This window comes from Streptomyces sp. NPDC024687, assembly GCF_055559055.1.
In genome coordinates this window covers 69,990-88,845 of record NZ_JBVHLJ010000007.1, presented here as the reverse complement: position 1 = coordinate 88,845, position 18,856 = coordinate 69,990, and the positions used below count along the sequence as shown (strand labels likewise).

The window sequence follows — 18,856 nt, the reverse complement described above, 5'->3', positions numbered from 1 at the left end:
CCGCGAACACACGTGTGCGGGCAGATGTCGGAGATGCACAGCCTTGTAACAGGAGTTAGCGGACAGACCGGAAAACACCGGACGCCGGCGACACGATCCCCGCACTCCGGAAACCGGGTGCGTACGGGGGTCCCGTGCCGGATCATGGGCCGCATGTCTGCCAACCCACACGACGCTCTGCCGATCCGGCTCAACGTCGACGACAGCGACTCGCCGTCCGACGTCGTCGACGCGCTGTTCCTCGGCCGCTTCGCGACGGGCGAGCAGCCGTACTCCCACGCGGCCAACATCGACCGGGTCCGCACCGGGGCCACGCTCCTGCCGCCGGGCGCCCGGGTGCTGCGCGTCGCCCGCGACGACGACCGCAGCGCGACCCTCGCCGAGGGCGACGGCTGGACCCTGCTGATCTCCCGCTGGAACCGCGGCGCCGACGTCACCGTCACGGCCACCGACGCCGAGCTGGCCAAGAAGGTCCTCGACCAGGCCACAGACGGCGCGGCGGACGAGCCGGAACCCCAGCCGGAGAACGTGACGATGGGCTTCTGGTACGTCTCCCCCAGGCGCGGCCCGCACCGCACGACCCGGCAGATCTCCGCGGGCACCTGGGACGAGGTGCGGCAGAACTACACGGCGCCCGTCGCGGACGCGATGGACACCCTGATGAAGACGACCCCGGAGGACATCGCGGGCCGCCTCCTCCTGCTCCACGGCCCGCCGGGCACGGGCAAGACCTCCGCCCTGCGTACGCTCGCCCGTTCCTGGCGGGACTGGTGCCAGGTGGACTGCGTCCTGGACCCGGAGCGGCTGTTCAGCGACGTCGGCTACCTGATGGACATCGCGATCGGCGAGGAGGACGCGACGGGCAAGGGCCGCTGGCGGCTCCTGCTCCTGGAGGACTGCGACGAGCTGATCCGCGGCGAGGCGAAGCACACGGCGGGCCAGGCCCTGTCGCGGCTGCTGAACCTGACCGACGGCCTGCTGGGCCAGGGCCGCAACGTCCTGGTGGGCGTCACGACCAACGAGGACCTGGAGCGTCTGCACCCCGCCGTGGTGCGTCCCGGCCGCTGTCTGGCCCGTATCGAGGTGGGCCCGCTGACCCGCCGGGAGGCGGTGGGCTGGCTCGGCACCGAGGAGGGCGTGGGCCGCGAGGGGGCCACCCTGGCGGAGCTGTACGCGCTGCGCCGGGGGACGTCACCGACGGCGCTGCCGGAGCCGCGGCCCGGGGCGGACGCGGGGCTGTACCTGTAGTGCTTTGATGGCTGTATGACCTGGTTCGTCGGCACATCGGGGTGGCAGTACAAGGACTGGCGGGGCGTCCTCTACCCCGACGGCTTGCCCGTGCGGCTCTGGCTGGAGGAGTACGCGGCGCACTTCCCGACCGTCGAGATCAACAACGCGTTCTACCGGCTGCCGACCCGGGAGACCTTCGAGGCGTGGCGGCAGCGGGTGCCGGGGGACTTCGTGGTGGCGGTGAAGGCGAGCCGGTACCTGACCCACATCAAGCGGCTGAAGGACCCCGAGGAGCCGGTGCACCGCCTGATGAGCCACGCCCAGGGGCTGGGCGACCGGCTGGGCCCGGTGCTGCTGCAGCTGCCCCCGACGCTGCGCGCCGACCCGGACCTGCTGGACGCCTGCCTGGCCTGTTTCCCCGCCTCGACCCGGGTCGCGGTCGAACCCCGTCACGAGTCCTGGTGGACGCCCGAGACCCGCAAGGTCCTGGAGACCCGCGGCGCGGCCCTGTGCTGGGCCGACGTACGGGCCCGTCCGGTGACCCCGCTGTGGCGCACCACCGACTGGGGGTACGTCCGTTTCCACGAGGGCCGCGCACAGGCGTGGCCGCACTACGGCAGACGGTCCCTGGAGACCTGGGCCGAGCGGATCGGGGGGACCTGGTCCGGGGACGAGGACGTGTACGTGTACTTCAACAACGACCCGAACGGTGCCGCCGTACGCAACGCGCAGCTGTTCGCCTCGCTGTCTCAGTCCGCCCCGTAAGCCGCCCGCAGCGCGTCCCGTACGGCCGCCAAGGCGTCGTTCTCCGTGAGCCCCAGTCGCCGGGCCCGCTCGACGTACGCCTGGGCGGCCGAGGCGAGTTCGCGTTCCGCCGCCGAGCCCGCCGCGGCGACGACCGTGCCGTTGCGGCCCCGCGTCTCGATCACCCCGTCGCTCTCCAGCGCCCGGTACGCCTTGGCGACGGTGTTCGGGGCGAGCCCGAGCGACTCGGCGAGGCCCCGCACGGTCGGCAGCCGGTAGCCCACCGGCAGCACCCCCGCCCGCGCCTGCTCGGAGATCTGCACCCGCACCTGCTCGTAGGGCGGCGCACTGTCGTCGATGTGGATCTTCAAGGTCACGAGCCGATTGTCCCGCACCGCCGGAAAATGAGAGGCACCCGAGGATGCCTCCCCCGTAACGTGCGCCTTCATGACCGTGATCGTGCGCGACCTGCGCCCACAGGACCCGGCCGACGTCGAGAGCTTCGCCCACGTCCGCCATCTGGCCCTTCCGTTCGTGCTGTGGACCCCGGCCGGCGTGCTGCACCGCCTCGTCCACACCCACCCGGACGCGCACTACCGCTCCCTGGTGGCCGAGGAGGACGGCGAGGTCATCGGCACGGCCCAGCTCGGTCTCGCCCACGACAGCGCGGAGCCGGGCCAGGGCTATCTCAACATCTACGTACGCCCGGACCGCACCCGGCGCGGCGCGGGTGCCCTCCTCGTGCGCACCGCCGAGGAGCACCTGGCGGCGCACGGCGCGACCAGGCTGTACTCCTGGGTCCTGGACGAGCCGCACAACCGCGTGTTCGCCGAGCGGCACGGCTACCGGGCCAGCCGCTCCGCGCACTTCCTGCGCCTGGACCTGGCCAACGGCACGCTGCCCCCGCTCCAGCCCCTTCCCCCGGGCGTCGAACTGCGCACCGCCGCCGACTTCGCCGACGACCCGCGCCCCTTCTTCGAGCTGGACGCGGAGACCTCGGGGGACGAACCGAGCGATGTCGACACCGAGTTGACGGACTACGAGACGTGGGTCGAGGAGAACTGGAAGCACCCCCTCCTCGACCATGCCCTGACCACGATCGCCCTGGTCGATGGTCGCCCCGCCGCCTTCAGCGCCGCCCACAGCGACGGCGCCGGCCGCTACGCCACCGCCATGACCGGCACCGCCCGCGCCTTCCGCGGCCGGGGCCTCGCCAAGCTCGTCAAGAACGCGTCCCTGCACCGGGCCCGCGCCGCCGGCTGCACGGAGGCCCTCACCGGCAACGACGCCGCCAACGAACCCATGCTCGCGATCAACAAGTGGTTCGGATACGAGATCTGCGCCACGGAGGTACGTCATGTCCGCGAACTCACCTGAGCCCCGGCAGCGGGTGACCGTCGTCCTGCTCAAGGCGGGCCGCACGAAGATCCGTTACGAGGCCGAGCTCCTCACCGACGACGCCACCCGCGTCACGGTCAGCGCGCCCTGGGCGGGAGAGGGGGTCCGCGACTTCGGCTTCGTCCGCTTCGAGCCGGGCGACGTCTTCACCGAGCACTACTGGCGGGACCGCTGGTACGCCGTCAAGGAGGTCCGCACCGCTTCCGGCACCCTGAAGGGCTGGTACTGCGACATCACCCGCCCGGCGACGCTGAAGGGCGCCGAGCTGGTCGTGGAGGACCTGGACCTGGACCTGTGGGTCTCGGCGGACGGCACGCAGGTGCTGCGTCTGGACGAGGACGAGTTCGAGGAGAGCGGCCTGAGGGAGACGGACCCCGAGGCGGCGTCGGCGGCACTGGCCGCACTGGACGAGTTGGAGGCGATGGCCCACGTCAAGGGCGGTTCCGCGGCCGGCACCCGACACCCCTTCCCACCCCTCTAGTCGCTCCTGGCCACCACCGCGTACCGCTCGTCGTCCACGTCCTTCCCCCACAACAGGGAATCCCCCGAGAGCCGCTCCACCAGCACCCTGGCCCCGAGCGGCTCCACCAACCCGCTCACCACCTCGGCCGGTATCCCGGCCGACCCCCACACCCCCTCCACCAGCACCAGCCGCCCACCCGGCCGCAGCAGCCCCCACCACCGGCGCAGCGCCCGCCCGGGATCCGGCAGCGCCCACAGCACATGCCGGGCCAGCACCACATCGAACCGCTGCTCCCCCACCGGAGGCATCGCGGCGTCACCGATCAGGAACACCGCGTCACGCCCGGCCAGCTTCGCCCGGGCCAGGTCCACCATGGCCGGGGACAGATCCACCCCGGTCACGCGGTGGCCCTGCTCGGCCGCGAGGAGCGACAGGCTCCCGGTCCCGCACCCGAGATCGAGGACGTCGCACGCTTGCTCCGGGAGCCACCCCCGCAGCCGCCCGGCCCAGGCCCCGCGCACCTCGGGGTCCCGCAGCCCGTGGTCCGGCTCCTCGTCGAAGGAGACGGCCTCGGCGTCCCAGTCCACGCCCCCACCACCACTGTTCTCCGTCATGCACCCAAGAGTGACACCCGCCACTGACACTCGAATCGTGACAGCCGCCACTGACAGACCGGTGACCGATGAGGAACTCTCCCCCAAAGCGTCTACCTCCGTGAGAACGCGGAACTCGGTAGGCACTGAAGGAGGCAGCCATGCGCCGTACCACCGTGCAGAAGCCCCTGAAGAGGACGGACGCCCGGCGACTTGCCGAGGAGGCCGAAGAGCGCCCCGCGGGACGACCCGAGGTCCGCAAGGACATCGCGCGGACCTGGTGGCCCGACGGCTGACGGCGGCAGGCATGCCCCCTCCGTGTCAGACCAGTCGCTTGCGGTAGTGGACGCGGTCGTAGGGCCCGTCCACTCGCCGTTCCACGACCTCATAACCGAACTTCGGATAGATCTCCTGGTTCTCCCACATCATCGCGTTGGTGTAGAGCCTGACCTCGGACAGGCCCAGCGCACGCGCGTGTGCCTCGACGAACCGCAGCAGCCGTCCGCCCACGCCCTGCCCCTGGGCCTCGGGCCGGACGGCGATGTTGTCGAGGTACAGATGGTCCGGGTACCGCTCGACCACCACGAGCCCGATCACGGGGTCACCCGTCACGAACACCCGCCCCGCGGCCACGTTCGCCGCGTGGTCCCGCTCCATGGGCTGCGGCACCTGCCCGGTGCGCTCGATGTAGTGCTCGTACGCCGCGTCGGTGACGGCCTTCACGGCCGGTACGTCGGCCGCGTCGGCGGGTCGGATCTCCTCGTTCGTCATACGCGGGACGCTATCTGTCTGATCTCCGTCTCAGCACTCCCTTAAGAGGGCCATAAAGATCGCCGCCGACCGTCACAAGCTCGGGATTTCACGGTTTCTTTGATCCGGCACCCGCCAGTACCGGTTCCGAGGAGATCCCCCATGCCCGCACGCCGCAAGGCCGCCGTCGCCGTCGGCCTGGTCCCGTTCACCCTGACCGCACTGGCCGCCGCACCGGCGTCCGCGCACGGCTCGATGGGCGACCCGGTCAGCCGGGTCTCGCAGTGCTACGCGGAGGGTCCCGAGAGCCCGAAGTCGGACGCGTGCAGGGCGGCGGTCGCCGCGGGCGGCACCCAGGCGCTCTACGACTTGAACGGCATCCGCATCGGCGACGCGAACGGGCGGCACCAGGAGCTGATCCCGGACGGCAGGCTGTGCAGCGCCAACAACGACGAGTTCAGAGGGCTCGACCTGGCCCGCGCCGACTGGCCGGCGACCAGCGTGCACAGCGGGTCGTACACCTTCAGGTACCGCGTGACCGCTCCGCACAAGGGCACCTTCACGGTGTACCTCACCAAGCCGGGCTACGACCCCGCGCAGCCGCTGGCCTGGGACGACCTGGACCTGTCGAACCCGGTCGCGACGGCCACCGACCCGGTCGCCTCGGGCGGCTTCTACACGTTCTCCGGCACGCTCCCCGAGCGCTCCGGCAAGCAGCTCCTGTATGCGGTCTGGCAGCGCTCGGACAGCCCGGAGGCGTTCTACTCCTGCTCGGACGTGACGTTCGGGGGCGACTCCGGTGGTACGACGAGCAGTCCGACCCCGGCCCCGAGCGCCTCCGCGCCCTCCGAGGAGCAGATCGAGGACGGCACCGGCAAGTCGACGGTCGAGCACCACGGGCACGGTGACGACGACGCCGGTACGTCGGCAGAGCCGGTGGCCGCCGAGACGGAGAGCGTCCCGGTCAACGACGTGAAGGCGGCGGGCACTTCGCAGGATCTCGCCGAGACCGGCGGTGACAGCGGTACGCCGTATCTCGCGATGGGCGGCGCTCTCACGCTCGCGGCCGGTGCGGCGATCCTGTTCGGCTCGGTGCGCCGGCGCGCGGTGAACGGCGGTGGTCGGCACGGCCGTTGACCGAATGAACTCCGGGGCCTGACCGGCGGCTCAGGCCGGACAGGCCCCGGCGCGGTCAACTGAACGCCGACGCGCAGGTGGTGGCGGTGGCGTGGGCCGGGTCGAGGGCGTTGGCCACCTCGTGGAAGGCGATCCGGTCGAACAGCCCGATGGCCACGTGCTCGGAGAGGTCGAGCGGACACAGGTCCTGCAGCAGGACGTTGTGGACGCCGGATCCGCTGAGGAACTGGCTCTGGTACGGCGTCACGACCTCGTCGTACTTGGTGGCGAGGACCGTGTACCTGACGCCGGGGACGGTGTCGCCGCCCGCGTTCAGCTTGGTGAGGAAGGGGGAGCCGACGACCTGGTCGGCGAGGGCCGGGGTGTGGGTGGTGAGCAGGTCCTGGATGCCCGGGAAGTACGGCAGCAGGTTGGTGATGCCGGACAGGGTGGTGCCGTGGTTGTCGGGGGCGATGCCGACGAGGGCGTTCACCTTGGCGGCTCCGCCGAGGAACTTGAGGTAGTAGCGGGGCATGAGGCCGCCCTGCGAGTGACCGACGAGGTCGGTCTCGGCGGCGCCGGTGGCGGCGAGCACCTTGTCGACGAAGGTCTTCAGCTGCTCCGCCGACTTGTCGATCGGGCCGAGGCCGTGGAAGAGGGGTACTCCGGACAGTTGGCCGTAGTCGAAGGAGAAGACGCAGTAGTCGCGGTTCTCCAGGTACGGGACGAGGGCCAGCCAGTTGTCGACGGAGTTCGCGAAGGTGCCGTGGGCGAGGACGACGGGGCGGGGGTGGGCGGCGGAGGGCTTGCAGGTGTAGTCGTTCCAACCGCTACTTGGAGCGGTCGCCGCCTGGGCGGCTCCGGCGGCGGGGACGACGGCGACCGCGGCGGTCAGGAGCAGGGCGGCGAGGGGTCTGAGCAGTCGTTTCCAGGGCAGCATCGGGTGATCTCCTTGCGGCTCAAGGGAGTTGCGATGGCTGTACGCCCTGTGACCCGGATCACGAGGATGCTGTTCAATTCGAAAGTTACGGACGAGTAGTGCACTTGTGAAGTTACGCGTCAGTAAAAACTTCCAGTGATAACCGCGCCGGGTGCACCGGCTGATGAACCGTCACCAAGTGGGCCTGATGGGGCCATGGGGAGCAACACGCCCCAACCGCTCACGCAACGCGCGCACTTCACCCTCACCGAGCACGTCGGTCCATGCCCGCACCGCCTCCGCCGCGGCCTCCTCCGCCGCACGGGTGCAGGCCCACCCCCGCTCGGTCAGCACGACGAGCCGGGCCCGCGCGTCCCCGGGATGCGGCCGGCGCTCGGCGTACCCCTTGCGCACGATCTCGTCGACCAGCTGACTCGCGGCCTGCTTGGTCACCCCGAGATGACCGGCGAGCTCGGTGACCGTGGCCCCGTCCGGCGCGAGCCGGGTGAACGCGAAGCCCCAGGCGGGCCGCGCCTCGAACCCCCGGGCCACCACCCCGTCGTTGATGCGCTGGGTCAGGTCACCGGCGGCGGCGAGCAGGGCGGCGGCCAGGGCGAGGGCTTCGGAGTTCTGCACTCAGGCATTGAAACACCCTTGACGAATTGGTCAAGCAGCTTGACCATGGAGGCATATAGTCAACCTGCTTGACCATCTATGACCTGGGGGTCCCGCATGCCCGTAGTCCGCTCGTCCGAGGCCGTCACCCACGAGATTCACGGCGCCCGCTTCGTCTCGTACGCCACTCCCCTCAGCGGCGCCAAGGAGCTCTGTGCCTGGCGCGGTGAGATCCCCGCGGGGACGAAGGCGCCGGCACACACCGTCAACCGCGAGGAGATCTTCCATCTGCTCATCGGCGAACTCCTGGTCACCCTCGACGGCGCCACCCACCGGATCACCGCGGGCGACACGGTGATCGTCAACCCCGGGGTGACCTTCGCCGTCGAGAACCCCACTGATCACACCGCCCTCACCTGGGTCACCACCTCCATCGGCCTGGAGGCGGAACTGGCCGACGGCACCCGCATCACTCCCCCGTGGGCCAACTGATCCCTACGCCGCCAGCGCCCCCGGCAGCACCGCCAGCGGTCCGAACCTCGCCCGGGCGCGGTCCGCGGCCTCCTCGATACGGCGGAGTTTCTCGTCGGTGGGGTCGAAGGTGAGCTGGTGGGAAGCGTGTTCGGCGGGGTCGAGGCCCTCGGCGCGCAGGGCGACGGAGCGGACCCGGGCGCGCTGGAGACCAAGCGCCTCGTACATGCCGTAGGCCGCCCTGGTGAGGGCCGCCGAGTGGGCGGTGGGTTCGCCGAGGGTGCGGCTGCGGGTGGTCCCGGTGCGGTCGGCGTAGCGGACGGTCAGGGTCAGGGTGCGGCAGACCTTGTCGAGGGCGCGCAGCCGGGAGCCCAGCTCCTCGGCCGCGGAGAGCAGCGCGCGACGGTGCAGACCGGGGTCCAACTCGTCGCGGGTGAAAGGGCGTTCGGTGGCGAGGGAGCGTGAGACGCCGTTCGGGACGACCCGGCCGCGGTCGACGCCGTTCGCCTTCTCGTGCAGTTCGCGGCCGGTCTTGGCGCCGACCAGGCGCTGGAGCGTGGACAGCGGGGCGGTGGCGACCCGGCCCAGGGTGTCGAGGCCGTACTCGCACAGGGTGCGGGCGGTCGCGGCGCCGACGCCGGGGAGCGCGGCGACGGGCCGGCCGGCGAGGAAGTCCGCCGCCGTGTCCTCGGGAACCGAGCAGGTCACCCCGGGCCGGGCGTCCTTCAGCGCCATGCGGGCCAGCATCGGCCCGGGCCCGGCGCCGATCGCGCAGTCGACGCCGTGCAGGGCGAGGGCGCGGACCCGGATCACCGAGGCCAGCTCGACGGCGTCCCGCTTGAAGTAGCGTTCGGCGCCGCGCAGATCGGCCAGCGCCCGGTCCGGCGGCAGCGCCTCGACGACCGGGGTGAACTCCTCCAGGAGGCCGAGCAGTTCGGGCAGGGCCGCCTCCCGCGTCGGCGGCAGCTGGAAACGTACGCAGAGGATGGTCATCCCGCACTCCCCGGACTCTGGTGCCACAACTTCCTTACCTGTGAAGCCTCTTGACCCGCCGGTCGCAGATCGGCCCACGGATGCAGTTCGTATCCCGTCGGCATTTGGATTCGTCTGCCGCCGGTCGGATCGCCGGTCGCGTCACCGGCCCGCTCCGGCACCGGCTCGGCCAGCCGTGCCGCCACCGCGTCGAGGCCTTCCCCGTCCCGCAGTTCGACCAGTTCGGCGAGGTTCCAGGCGGCCGCGCCCACCACGCTGAGGCTGCGCGGGCCGCGCCGCTGCACCACCCCGCGCACCAGCAGCAGCCAGGAGTGGAAGACGGTGTGCGCGCAGGCGTCGTGGGAGTCGTCGAAGAAGGCGAGGTCGACCAGGCCGGTGCCGTCGTCCAGGGTGGTGAAGATGACCCGCTTGCCGGACCGGATCGGCGGGGTCTGGGTGGCCGCCTTGGCCCCCGCGACCAGCACGGCCTCGCCGTGCCGCGCCTCCCTCAGCCGTCGCGCGCTGACCACGCCCAACTCCGTCAGGAACTCCCGGTGGTCGTCCATCAGATTGCGCGAGACGTCCATCGACAGCACTCCCAGCTCGGCGCTGAGCTTCTCCACGGAGGACAGGTCCGGCAGCCCGGCCGAGGCCGTCTTCCGCCCGCCGGACAGGGGGAGTTGGGCCCCACGACCCGCGCGAGCGCCCCGGTGCAGCTCGGTCAGGTGCAGTTGCAGATCACGCCGGTTGGCACCGAAGGCGTCCAACGCGCCGACCTGGGCCAGCCTTTGGGCCACCGGGCGGCTCGGCCGCCCCCGCTCCCAGAAGTCCAGCAGCGAGGCGTACGGCTGGCCCTCGGCGATCCGTGCCGCCTCGGCCTCGCTGATGCCGTGCACGTCGGAGAGAGCCAGCCGAAGTCCCCACACGGCAGCGGATTCAGACACCAGTTCGATCCGATGGGCGACCCCCGACTTGTTCACGTCCAACGGCAGGATCGGCACCCCGCGCCGCCGCGCGTCCGCCAGCAGCAGCCGCTTCGGGTACATGCCGGGGTCGTGCGTGAGCAGCCCGGCATAGAAGGCCGCCGGGTGGTGCGCCTTCAGCCACGCCGACTGGTACGTGGGTACGGCGAAGGCGACCGCGTGCGCCTTGCAGAAGCCGTACGACCCGAAGGCCTCGACGATCTCCCAGGTCCGCTGAATCGTTTCCGCGCTGTATCCGTTCGCCGCCGCGTGCTGCGCGAACCAGAACCTGATCCGCCCCTGCGACTCCGGGTCGGACAGCCCGCGCCGTACCCGGTCCGCCTCGCCGCGCCCGCACCCGGTCATGATGTCGACGATGTCGATGATCTGCTCGTGGAAGACGACGACCCCGTACGTCTCCTTCAGCGGCCGCTCCAGATCCGGGTGCGGATACCGCACCGGCGCCCGCCCGTGCCGCGCCTCGATGAACGGCCGCACCATGTCGGCGGCGACCGGTCCCGGCCGGAAGAGGGAGATGTCGACGACGAGATCGTGAAAGGTGGCCGGCTGCAACCGCCCGACCAGGTCCCGCTGCCCCGGCGACTCGATCTGGAAGCACCCCAACGTCTCGGTGGACCGGATGAGTTGATACGTCGCCGGGTCGCCCGGCGGTACGGCGTCCAGGTCGACCCGCTCCCCCGTCGCCCGCTCCACCTCCGCGACCGCGTGCGCCATCGCCGACTGCATCCGCACGCCCAGCACATCGAGCTTGAGCAGCCCGAGATCCTCGACGTCCTCCTTGTCGAACTGCGACATGGGAAACCCCTCGCCGCTGGTCGGCACGACCGGTGTACGGCGGAGCAGGGACGCGTCGGAGAGCAGCACCCCGCACGGATGCATGGCGATCCCCCGGGGAAGGGCGTCGAGGGCCTCGACCAGCTCCCACAGCCGGCCGTGACGCTGCTTCTCTTCCGCCAGCGACTTGAGTTCGGGCAGTTCCTCCAGCGCCGCGCGGGCGTCCCGCGCCCGGATGTGCGGGAAGGACTTGGCGATGCGGTCGATGTCGGCGGGGTCCATGGACAGGGCGGCCCCCACGTCCCGGATCGCGTGCCGCACCCGGTACGTCTCCGGCATCGCGACGGTGGCGACCCGGTCGGTGCCGAACCGCCCGATGATCGCCCGGTAGACCTCGAGCCGGCGCGCGGACTCCACGTCGATGTCGATGTCGGGCAGGACGAGCCGCCGGGTGGACAGGAACCGCTCCATCAGCAGCCCGTGCTCGACGGGATCGGCGTGGGCGATCCCGAGAAGGTGATTGACCAGGGAACCGGCACCCGAACCGCGTGCGGCGACCCGGATCCCCATGTCCCGTACGGCGTCGACGACCTGAGCGACCGTCAGGAAGTAGGAGGCGAAGCCGTGGTGGGCGATGATGTCCAGTTCCTCGTGCATCCGCTCCCAGTACGCGCGCCTGCCCGCGTATCCCTTCAGCACCATCCCCGCCGCCGCCCGTGAGGCCAGTGCCCGCTGGGCGCCGCGCCGGCCCGCGCCGACGAGGTGCGGCTCGGGGAAGTGGACGGTGCCGATCCCAAGGTCGTCCTCGGGGTCGACCAGGCACTCGGCGGCCGTCGCCTGCGTCTGCTCCAGCAGCCGGTGGGCGGTGTCGCGCCGGAAGCCCGCGGCCTCGACGATCCGCTCGGCACCCGCCAGCATGGCCCCCGCGTCCCTGAGCCATGCCTCGCCGGAGTCCAGTTCCTTGACGGCACCGACCGGGACGAGGCGGCGGGCAGAGTCCAGGACGTCGGCGACCGGGCCCAGGCCGGGGTCGGCGTACCGTACGGCGTTGCTGAGCACGGGACGGATCCGCTGCTCGGCGGCGAAGCCGACCGTACGGGCGGCCAGCCGCAGGGAGCCGGGTCCGGTGCCCTTGCGCCCGTGCCAGACGGCTTCGAGGCGCAGGGCGTCGCCGTAGGTCTCCCGCCAGGGGACGAGCAGCCGGGCGGCCCGGTCGGGGCGGCCGGCGGCGAGGGCCCGGCCGACATCGGAGTCGGGGCCGAGCAGCACGGTCAGCCCGTCCCCCCGGTTCTCGGCCCGGGGCACCAGTGGCGTGTCCCGCTCGCCCTTGCCGGAGTGCGCCGCCGTGACGAGCCGGCACAGGTCGGCCCAGCCGCGGGCGCCGTCCCGGGCGAGAAAGGTGACCCGGGGGGCCGACTCGTCGACGAAGGCTCCGCCGCGCACGGGAGCGCGGCGCCGCTCCTGCCGTACGGGCTCGGCCTCCGCCACGGCCAGCTCCGCCCCGAACAACGGCCGCACCCCCGCCTTCGCACAGGCCTTGGCGAACCGGACCGTACCCGCGAGGGTGTCGCGGTCGGTGAGGGCGAGGGCGTCCATCCCCCGCTCCGAGGCACGCTCGGCGAGGCGCTCCGGGTGCGAGGCGCCGTAGCGCAGGGAGAACCCGGAGACGGTGTGCAGATGAGTGAAGCCAGGCATCCGCACCTCCCGCTGTCGAACATCAGTTCCCTATCGCCTCACCTCCACCATAGACCAAAAACCGAACATGCGTACGACAGCGTTCGAGTCGCCTCCCACCTGCGAAAACGAGCTATTCGGACCCGGATGTGTCGGTCTCGGTGGATTCCTCGGCGGGGTGCTCGGCCGCGACGGTCGGCCGGGCGCCGGCGGCCGTCGCGCGCGGCGCGGTCTCCAGGGCGTGCAGGCGCCGTTTGATGTCACGGAGCTCGGTGAGGAGGGTGTCGGGGCGGTTGATCCTGGTCACGGGGAACTCCTCCGGTTCAAGGGATGTCGGTGGCGGGGGTGACGGTCAGCTGGACCTGCTCCTCGCCCGCGTCGTTGCCCGGGGTGACCTCGATCCCGGTGATCCGTACACCGAACCGGGTGCCCTCGGGAAAGAACACGTCCTTGATCACCACGAGGGCGTCGTCGCCGACCTGGTAGGAGCCGAGGACGGGCTCCAGGTCGGCGCGCACGGTCAGCTCGGGCAGGACAACGGGGGCGGAGACGGCGGCGAGGGCCGAGCGGGCCTGGGAGCGCAGAATGTCCGCGTCGGTGAGATGCACGTAGGAGACCTCGGTCTCGGTGAGCGGACGCCCGGTGCCGGGGTCGGGGTCCTCAGCGACCGCGACGAGCTGGCTGCCCTCGCCCTGCTCCCCGAGGGCGAAGACCCGGTTCGCGGTGGAGGCGCCGTCGGCCGGCCAGGTGTAGCCGATGAGGTTGGCGCCGTACTCCCACACGTGCGGGGTGCCCTGCTGGCCGAGGTGCGGGGTGCCGACGCGCAGTCTGCGCACCGGACGGCCGTCGCTGCCGTACGCCATGTCGAAGAGGAAGTCAGGGCCGCGCTCCAGGCTGGCCAGCTCACGCAGCGCCTCCCCCGTGCTCTTGAGGTCGCTGCCGGGGTAGACCAGGGTGCGGGTGATGCCGGACCGGGCATCGGACTCGGGACGTATCCCGATGTCGCCGTGGGAGTGTTCCTGGGCTACGGCGACGAGGGCGCGGGCGATGTCGCTCTGGTCGCGGTCGGTGAAGGTGACGCTGACGGAGCCGAGGTCGGAGGCGGCCGGGTCGAAGGCGGCGGGCAGGACGCGACGGTGGTCGAAGTAGGAGAGGAACCCGGCCGCGCCGATCTCCAGGTGCCGGTCGGCGGAGGTGTACTTGACGGTCCAGACCACCCCGCCCCAGACGAGCACGCCGTCCCGCTCGACGTAGAGGGCGGCGCGTCCCGGTTCGGTGAGCTCGCGCGGGCGGTGGACGGTGATCCGCGGGTCACCGAGCGGCAACCGGGCGCGGAACTCGCCGGCCTCGTTGAGCTCGGTGCTGAACGTGGCGTCGTACAGGGGGAGTTCGTCGGTGATGGCGCCGGTGGCGAGGTCGGCGGTGTAGTAGGTGTAGCGGGTCGGGCGGCCGGTCACTGGCCCACCAGCCAGGTGGTGTTGATGTAGACGATCTGCTCGGCGGGCAGGGCGGTCGTCTGCGGGTAGAGGTTCACGTTGCCGTCGGTGTCGACGATGCCCTCGATGCCCGTCCGGGTACCGCCGAGCACCACGTACCAGTGATGCCGTACCAGCGGGCGGAAGGCGGGCGGGAGGTTCATGAGGACCGTGGGGTTGGCCGACTGGGCGACACCGGTGCGGATCGCGCCGCGCAGGTAGGCGACCGCTCCGACCCTGCGGACAGCCGGCGCCTCGCTGTTGTACACGGTCCAGCTGGTGGGAAAGGTGAGGGGGGCCCAGCCGGTGTCGTTGTTGACCGCCCGCCAGTTGCCCGAACTGTCGTAGAACTCCAGGTGGTTGGTGTCCCAGCGGTGGATGTACATGCCGACGTAGGGGTACGCGGGCCGGCCGCCGTCGCCCCAGACCCGCAGGATGCCGCCGACCGCCGAGGTCCAGGGACGCAGGTCGTCGATGTCGGGAGCGGCGACGGACGACGCGTTCTTCGCCACCCTGATCCGGGCGAGCGGGATGAAGTCACCGGTCACCGCGGGGTCGACGGGGGTGGCGGCGGCGGTTCCCTTGACGAGTTCGACGGTCATGCCGGTGCCGGCGTCGCCGTACTGCGCGTCGCGCTGCCGGGCCACCACGAGATCGTTGCGCGGGTTGCTGGGGTCCGCGGGGTTCGTGCCGAGGACGTCGAGGGTCTTCTGCTGGCCGAGCGTGACGAGATAGGCGCCGGTCGCACTGGCCCTGGTCCCCTGGATCACCCCCTGGAAGGGAGCGACGGTGACCTTGCCGGAGACGGTGGCGGTGGCCTGGACCCGGCCGGGGTCCCCGGTGGCCGGCCGGATGCCGCTGCGGGCCTGGACCGGGCTCGCCCCGGGTGCGGCGAACACGCCGGTGGCGAGACGGGCGTCCTCGGCGTCGACGACCCCGCCGGAGATCCAGCCGGAGTCGCGTTCTGGGGTGGGCGTGCTCATGCGGATGCCTCTTCCGGTCGGGGGGGTCAGGGGACGGGGAACGCCATCACGCGCAGGCCGGTGTAGTGCGCGGCGGGCGAGAACACGCTCGCGGTACCGGTCGTCATCCCGCCGCCCCGGGCGACGTACTGGGTCAGCACGAGCGGTGTCGCGGCGGGCAGCAGCCGGTGCCCCTGGGCGACGCTGGTGGTGATCCCCGTGGGCCCGCCGTGGAAGCAGGCGAGGGACACGGGCGTCCCGTCCTGCATGCGCACCAGGTGGTCCCAGCGCTCGTTGGCACCCGAGGTCTGCGCGGTCAACTGCCCGGTGACCAGGAGCATTCGGGGGTACGGCGCCGCAGGCACGGTCACCTGGTTGAAGGTGTACCCGGTGGCTCCCGCCGAGCCGGTGGTCAGCGGCCAACCCGTGTCCGCCGGCCCGAAGAACTCCACCGCCCCCGTGACCGCGGGACGCCAGGCCGAGCCGGTGCGGACCAGGTCGAGGCCGGTCTCGAGGTCGTACAGCCGCTGCCCGGCGTAGCCGTCGGCCGGGAGCGACTCGTGGATCTGGAGAGGGAGGACCCCGCCCGCCGCGACGGTGGAGACCCGCAGGTCCTTGATGTCGTCCTTGGTGATCGACCCCGCGTTCGCCCGGACGGTGATCGCGGCGAGCGGGAGGTGGTCGCCGGTGACCGTGGGTGCGACCGGCGTCACCGCGGCCTTACCGGCCACCACCCGGACGAGCATGCCGTCGCTCTCGTCGCCGTACTGCCGGTCGGTCTGCTGGGCCACGACGAGTGCGATGCGCGGGTTGGACGGGTCGGCCGGGGCCGCAGTCAGCACGTCGAGGGTCTTCTGCTGGGCGAGCGTGATCAGATACGCGCCCGCGGCGGTGGTACGGGTGCCCTGGACAACCCCCTGGAAGGGGCGGACCGTCACATTGCGCGAGGGCGTGGAGGTCGCTTCGACGTTGCCCGGGCTGCCCGGGCCGGGCCTGATGCCGGTGCGGGCCGCGATCGGGTTGCCGGGGTCGGCCGCCGCCGAGGCGAGCACGCCGGTGGCCAGCCGGGCGTCCTCGGCATCGACGACGCTGCCGGAGAGCCATCCGGAGTCACGCTCGAAGTCAGCCATGCGGGTGCGGTTCCTTCTGTCTGGGGAGTTGTCCGAGGGAGCTGGTACGGGCCGGTCAGAGCCAGGCGTCCCGCCACTCCGCGGTCAGCCGGGCGGCCGAGGCGTAGTCGCGGGCGCGGAAGAGCACGGGCGTCGCGCCCGGCCGCAGCGGGAACCAGTCCGAACCGGGCAGCAGCGTGGCCCGGCGGGAGGCCGTGCCCTGGAGCAGGACCGAGCGCGCGTCGGTGTCGACGAGCAGGAACTCCCCTTCCTGGAGGGTGAGTTCGAAGGCCAGCTCCTCGCCGGTCGCGGTGTTGCTGATCACCGGCTGGACACAGGGCCCGGCGATCCGCCAGACCGGCCAGGTCGGGACGGTGCCCTTGTTCTCCAGCAGCAGCCGGCCACCGGAGGACCCGGACCCGAAATCCAGGGGGAAGGAGAGCGGAAAGGAGACGCCACCGCTGGAGGACGGCAGCGGACAGGTACTGCTGTTCAGACCGTACGAGTACCGCAGCGGGTCCGGCGCGGTCATGGTCAGGGAGAACTCGAAGGCACCGGCCTTGCGGTCGACGATCTTCGTCTCGGCGGTGAGGCGGACCAACGCCCGCCGCACGCGGTGCGGTTCGGTGACGACGAGCGGCGTCAGAGTGCTGCCGTCGGCGAGTACGGCGGCCAGCCGGTCCTTCGCCTCCTCCCGTACGGCGCGTTCGGGGGCGATGGCCAGGCCCTCCAGGGTGACCACGCGAGGTCCCCGGTAGGAGGGGGCGTCGAACGCGCCGTGCCGTTCGGGGCGGTCGGTCAGGGTGAGCCGGACGGGCGGGGTGGCGGCCCAGCCCTGCTCGCTGGTGACCCACCACTCGACGCCGTCGTCGTCGACGGTGTTCCCGGCCCAGCCGTCCACCTCGAACACCGGTTGCTGGAGCTGGCGCCCGCTCATCGCTTGGCCGCCCAGGCGAGTTCGCGGGCGGTGATCCGGCCGATCTCGTACTCGGACTGTCCGGGGCGGGGGTGGACGTTGACGGTGACGGGCCCGCTCGCCGCGGCGGCTCCGGTCCGGGCGGGCGCCCCGCCGGCGACTCCGGCGAGGCTGTAACCGGGTCCGATCACGCTGCGCGCGGTCGCGGTGGCAAGCCGTCCGGCGGCGCCCGCCACTCGGCTTCCCGCGCCCTCCATACCGAGGGCGAGCCCTTCACCGACATTCTCGCCGAAACCCATCATCACCTTGGAAGGGGACGAGATGCCGAGAATGCTGCGGATGGGCCCCGGAATGGTGTTGATGATGAAGTTCTTCACCGTGCTGAGAAGGGCCCCGGCCGAGTTCTTGATGCCGTTGATGAGCCCCATGACGAGGTCGCCGCCCAAGCCCATGAGCTTGCCCGGCAATTCCGCGAAGAAGCCCCAGATCTTTCCGGGAACCCCCCGCAGGAAGTCGACAACGGCGTTCCACTTGTCGACGATCCAGTCCCGCACCGACCCGACCGCCTCCTTGATCCGGTCCCAGTGCTTGACGATCGCGAGCACGGCGATCCCGACGGGCCCGGTGAGAATGGCGACGAGCAGAGGCCAGTTGGCCTTCAACCAGTTGACGACATTCTTCCCGGCGTCGATCAGCCAGTTGATGGCGACCGACGCCCCCTTCATGACGGTCCCCACCACCTGTCCGATGATCTTGAACGCCGCCTGCATGACGGCCTGCACGGTCTTGGACTGCATCGCCATGTCGATGAGCTTGGTGATGAGCGGCATGATGAGGGAGAGGATCGCGCCGAGGATGTTGGCCTTCATGGCGGTGTTGAGCCCGCGCTGGGCGGTGGTGGCGGTACGCAGCCCTTGGCTGAACCGGGAGAAGAGCCCCCCACCGGACGCGGCACTCCGCCCCGCCCGCTGCACGTCGCTCGCCGCCCTGGTGGCGGCGGTCCGCACCTGGTTGAGACCGGCGCTCGCCTGACCGGCCCCGGTCCGCAGCCGGTTGGTGGCCGTGCTCGCCTGCGTCGCCGCGCTCCTGAGCCGGTCGACCGAACCACTGGCCCCGGTCACCGCGGTCCGCATCCGCGTGACGGCCCCGCCGGTGCTGGTGGCCGCGGATCGCATCTGGTTCAGCGCCCGGGTGACCGATACGAGTGACGTCTGCATGGTGGGTTGGCTCCGTCGCTGTCGCCGTTGTCGTGTGAGTCGTTATCGCCGCAGGGCCTGATCGAGGGAGTTGAGGTCGTTGCGCAGCCCCTGGATGGAACGCCCCGCGCCCCGGGCACTGTCCTCCAGCTCACGAACCCGCTGCAGGCCTGACCTGACCTGCCGGTCCAGGTTGTTGGCCTTGATCCGCAGGGACTTGCTGCGCTGATCCGCGTCGTTGGCGACCTGACTGATCCTGCTGATCCTGGTCTTGAGGGAAGCGATCTGGCTGCGTACGCGTTGATCGTCGTTGCGCTGGGTCCGGATCAGTTCTTGGGTCCTGGTCCGCCCGGAGATGCTGCGCTGATTCCCGTCGTTGGCGACCTGACTGACCTTGCCGATCCTGGTCTTGAGGGAAGCGATCTGGCTGCGTACGCGTTGATCGTCGTTGCGCTGGGTCCGGATCAGTTCTTGGGTCCTGGTCCGCCCGGAGATG

At 71.4% G+C, this 18,856-nt stretch carries 21 protein-coding genes; 7 read left to right on the top strand and 14 right to left on the bottom strand.

The window, feature by feature from the left end:
* Positions 1–153 precede the first annotated feature (153 nt).
* Both ACZ39I_RS26895 and ACZ39I_RS26890 read left to right on the top strand, forming a co-directional pair.
* Positions 154–1,248, top strand: coding sequence for a DUF5925 domain-containing protein (locus ACZ39I_RS26895; RefSeq protein ID WP_467247084.1), 1,095 nt, complete (start codon positions 154–156; stop codon positions 1,246–1,248).
* Between the two features lie 15 nt (positions 1,249–1,263).
* Positions 1,264–1,995, top strand: a complete 732-nt coding sequence (locus ACZ39I_RS26890) for a DUF72 domain-containing protein (protein WP_467247082.1) — start codon at positions 1,264–1,266, stop codon at positions 1,993–1,995.
* Here the strand turns inward: ACZ39I_RS26890 and ACZ39I_RS26885 are convergent.
* Entirely contained in the window at positions 1,980–2,351 is a 372-nt protein-coding gene (locus ACZ39I_RS26885; RefSeq protein ID WP_467247080.1) for a GntR family transcriptional regulator, read from the bottom strand. The genes ACZ39I_RS26890 and ACZ39I_RS26885 overlap by 16 nt on opposite strands.
* 70 nt (positions 2,352–2,421) lie before the next feature.
* Between ACZ39I_RS26885 and ACZ39I_RS26880 the strand changes: the two genes are divergently transcribed.
* Together ACZ39I_RS26880 and ACZ39I_RS26875 are read left to right on the top strand one after the other, a co-directional pair.
* On the top strand, positions 2,422–3,351 hold the full coding sequence (locus ACZ39I_RS26880; RefSeq protein ID WP_467247078.1) for a GNAT family N-acetyltransferase: 930 nt from the start codon (positions 2,422–2,424) through the stop codon (positions 3,349–3,351).
* Complete coding sequence (locus ACZ39I_RS26875) at positions 3,332–3,853, top strand: ribonuclease FAU-1 family protein (RefSeq protein WP_467247076.1); 522 nt, start codon at positions 3,332–3,334, stop codon at positions 3,851–3,853. The genes ACZ39I_RS26880 and ACZ39I_RS26875 overlap by 20 nt, the downstream gene beginning before the upstream one ends.
* On the opposite strand, the gene ACZ39I_RS26870 is transcribed toward ACZ39I_RS26875, so the two are convergent.
* Positions 3,850–4,449: a class I SAM-dependent methyltransferase gene (locus ACZ39I_RS26870; protein ID WP_467247074.1), complete on the bottom strand. Its 600-nt coding sequence runs from the start codon at positions 4,447–4,449 to the stop codon at positions 3,850–3,852. The two genes, ACZ39I_RS26875 and ACZ39I_RS26870, sit on opposite strands and share 4 nt — an antisense overlap.
* Positions 4,450–4,589: 140 nt before the next feature.
* Here ACZ39I_RS26870 and ACZ39I_RS26865 point away from each other — a divergent pair, with 140 nt between their 5' ends.
* Positions 4,590–4,724, top strand: coding sequence for a hypothetical protein (locus tag ACZ39I_RS26865; RefSeq protein WP_352390865.1), 135 nt, complete (start codon positions 4,590–4,592; stop codon positions 4,722–4,724).
* Between the two features lie 25 nt (positions 4,725–4,749).
* Here ACZ39I_RS26865 and ACZ39I_RS26860 read toward each other — a convergent pair whose 3' ends face one another.
* Entirely contained in the window at positions 4,750–5,199 is a 450-nt protein-coding gene (locus ACZ39I_RS26860; RefSeq protein WP_467247072.1) for a GNAT family N-acetyltransferase, read from the bottom strand.
* A 141-nt stretch (positions 5,200–5,340) separates the two neighbouring features.
* Between ACZ39I_RS26860 and ACZ39I_RS26855 the strand changes: the two genes are divergently transcribed.
* Positions 5,341–6,315: a lytic polysaccharide monooxygenase auxiliary activity family 9 protein gene (locus ACZ39I_RS26855; RefSeq protein WP_467247070.1), complete on the top strand. Its 975-nt coding sequence runs from the start codon at positions 5,341–5,343 to the stop codon at positions 6,313–6,315.
* A 55-nt stretch (positions 6,316–6,370) separates the two neighbouring features.
* Here ACZ39I_RS26855 and ACZ39I_RS26850 read toward each other — a convergent pair whose 3' ends face one another.
* A complete protein-coding gene (locus ACZ39I_RS26850; protein WP_467247069.1) occupies positions 6,371–7,234 on the bottom strand; it encodes an esterase/lipase family protein in 864 nt (287 codons plus the stop codon).
* 171 nt (positions 7,235–7,405) lie between these two features.
* A complete protein-coding gene (locus ACZ39I_RS26845) occupies positions 7,406–7,849 on the bottom strand; it encodes a MarR family winged helix-turn-helix transcriptional regulator (protein ID WP_467247068.1) in 444 nt (147 codons plus the stop codon).
* Positions 7,850–7,945: 96 nt separating this feature from the next.
* Here ACZ39I_RS26845 and ACZ39I_RS26840 point away from each other — a divergent pair, with 96 nt between their 5' ends.
* The gene (locus ACZ39I_RS26840) at positions 7,946–8,320 is read left to right on the top strand and encodes a cupin domain-containing protein (protein WP_467247067.1); all 375 of its coding nucleotides are present in this window, start codon (positions 7,946–7,948) and stop codon (positions 8,318–8,320) included.
* Positions 8,321–8,323: 3 nt separating this feature from the next.
* Here the strand turns inward: ACZ39I_RS26840 and ACZ39I_RS26835 are convergent, their stop codons facing one another.
* The 9 genes from ACZ39I_RS26835 to ACZ39I_RS26795 form a co-directional block, all read right to left on the bottom strand.
* The gene (locus tag ACZ39I_RS26835; RefSeq protein ID WP_467247066.1) at positions 8,324–9,292 is read right to left on the bottom strand and encodes a DNA polymerase Y family protein; all 969 of its coding nucleotides are present in this window, start codon (positions 9,290–9,292) and stop codon (positions 8,324–8,326) included.
* On the bottom strand, positions 9,289–12,723 hold the full coding sequence (locus ACZ39I_RS26830; protein WP_467247064.1) for a DNA polymerase III subunit alpha: 3,435 nt from the start codon (positions 12,721–12,723) through the stop codon (positions 9,289–9,291). The genes ACZ39I_RS26835 and ACZ39I_RS26830 overlap by 4 nt, the downstream gene beginning before the upstream one ends.
* A 112-nt stretch (positions 12,724–12,835) precedes the next feature.
* On the bottom strand, positions 12,836–13,009 hold the full coding sequence (locus ACZ39I_RS26825; RefSeq protein WP_467247063.1) for a hypothetical protein: 174 nt from the start codon (positions 13,007–13,009) through the stop codon (positions 12,836–12,838).
* Between the two features lie 16 nt (positions 13,010–13,025).
* Positions 13,026–14,159, bottom strand: coding sequence for a hypothetical protein (locus ACZ39I_RS26820; protein WP_467247062.1), 1,134 nt, complete (start codon positions 14,157–14,159; stop codon positions 13,026–13,028).
* On the bottom strand, positions 14,156–15,160 hold the full coding sequence (locus ACZ39I_RS26815) for a hypothetical protein (RefSeq protein ID WP_467247061.1): 1,005 nt from the start codon (positions 15,158–15,160) through the stop codon (positions 14,156–14,158). The genes ACZ39I_RS26820 and ACZ39I_RS26815 overlap by 4 nt, the downstream gene beginning before the upstream one ends.
* A 26-nt stretch (positions 15,161–15,186) precedes the next feature.
* Positions 15,187–16,269 carry a hypothetical protein gene (locus ACZ39I_RS26810; protein WP_467247060.1) on the bottom strand — a complete coding sequence of 361 codons (1,083 nt, stop codon included), beginning with the start codon at positions 16,267–16,269 and terminating at the stop codon, positions 15,187–15,189.
* A 55-nt stretch (positions 16,270–16,324) separates the two neighbouring features.
* Positions 16,325–17,185, bottom strand: coding sequence for a phage distal tail protein (locus ACZ39I_RS26805; RefSeq protein ID WP_467247059.1), 861 nt, complete (start codon positions 17,183–17,185; stop codon positions 16,325–16,327).
* On the bottom strand, positions 17,182–18,381 hold the full coding sequence (locus tag ACZ39I_RS26800) for a phage tail protein (protein WP_467247057.1): 1,200 nt from the start codon (positions 18,379–18,381) through the stop codon (positions 17,182–17,184). Before ACZ39I_RS26800 ends, ACZ39I_RS26805 begins: the two co-directional genes overlap by 4 nt.
* Positions 18,382–18,423: 42 nt before the next feature.
* Positions 18,424–18,856: hypothetical protein (locus ACZ39I_RS26795; protein ID WP_467247056.1), on the bottom strand; the 433-nt coding region annotated here is incomplete at its 5' end.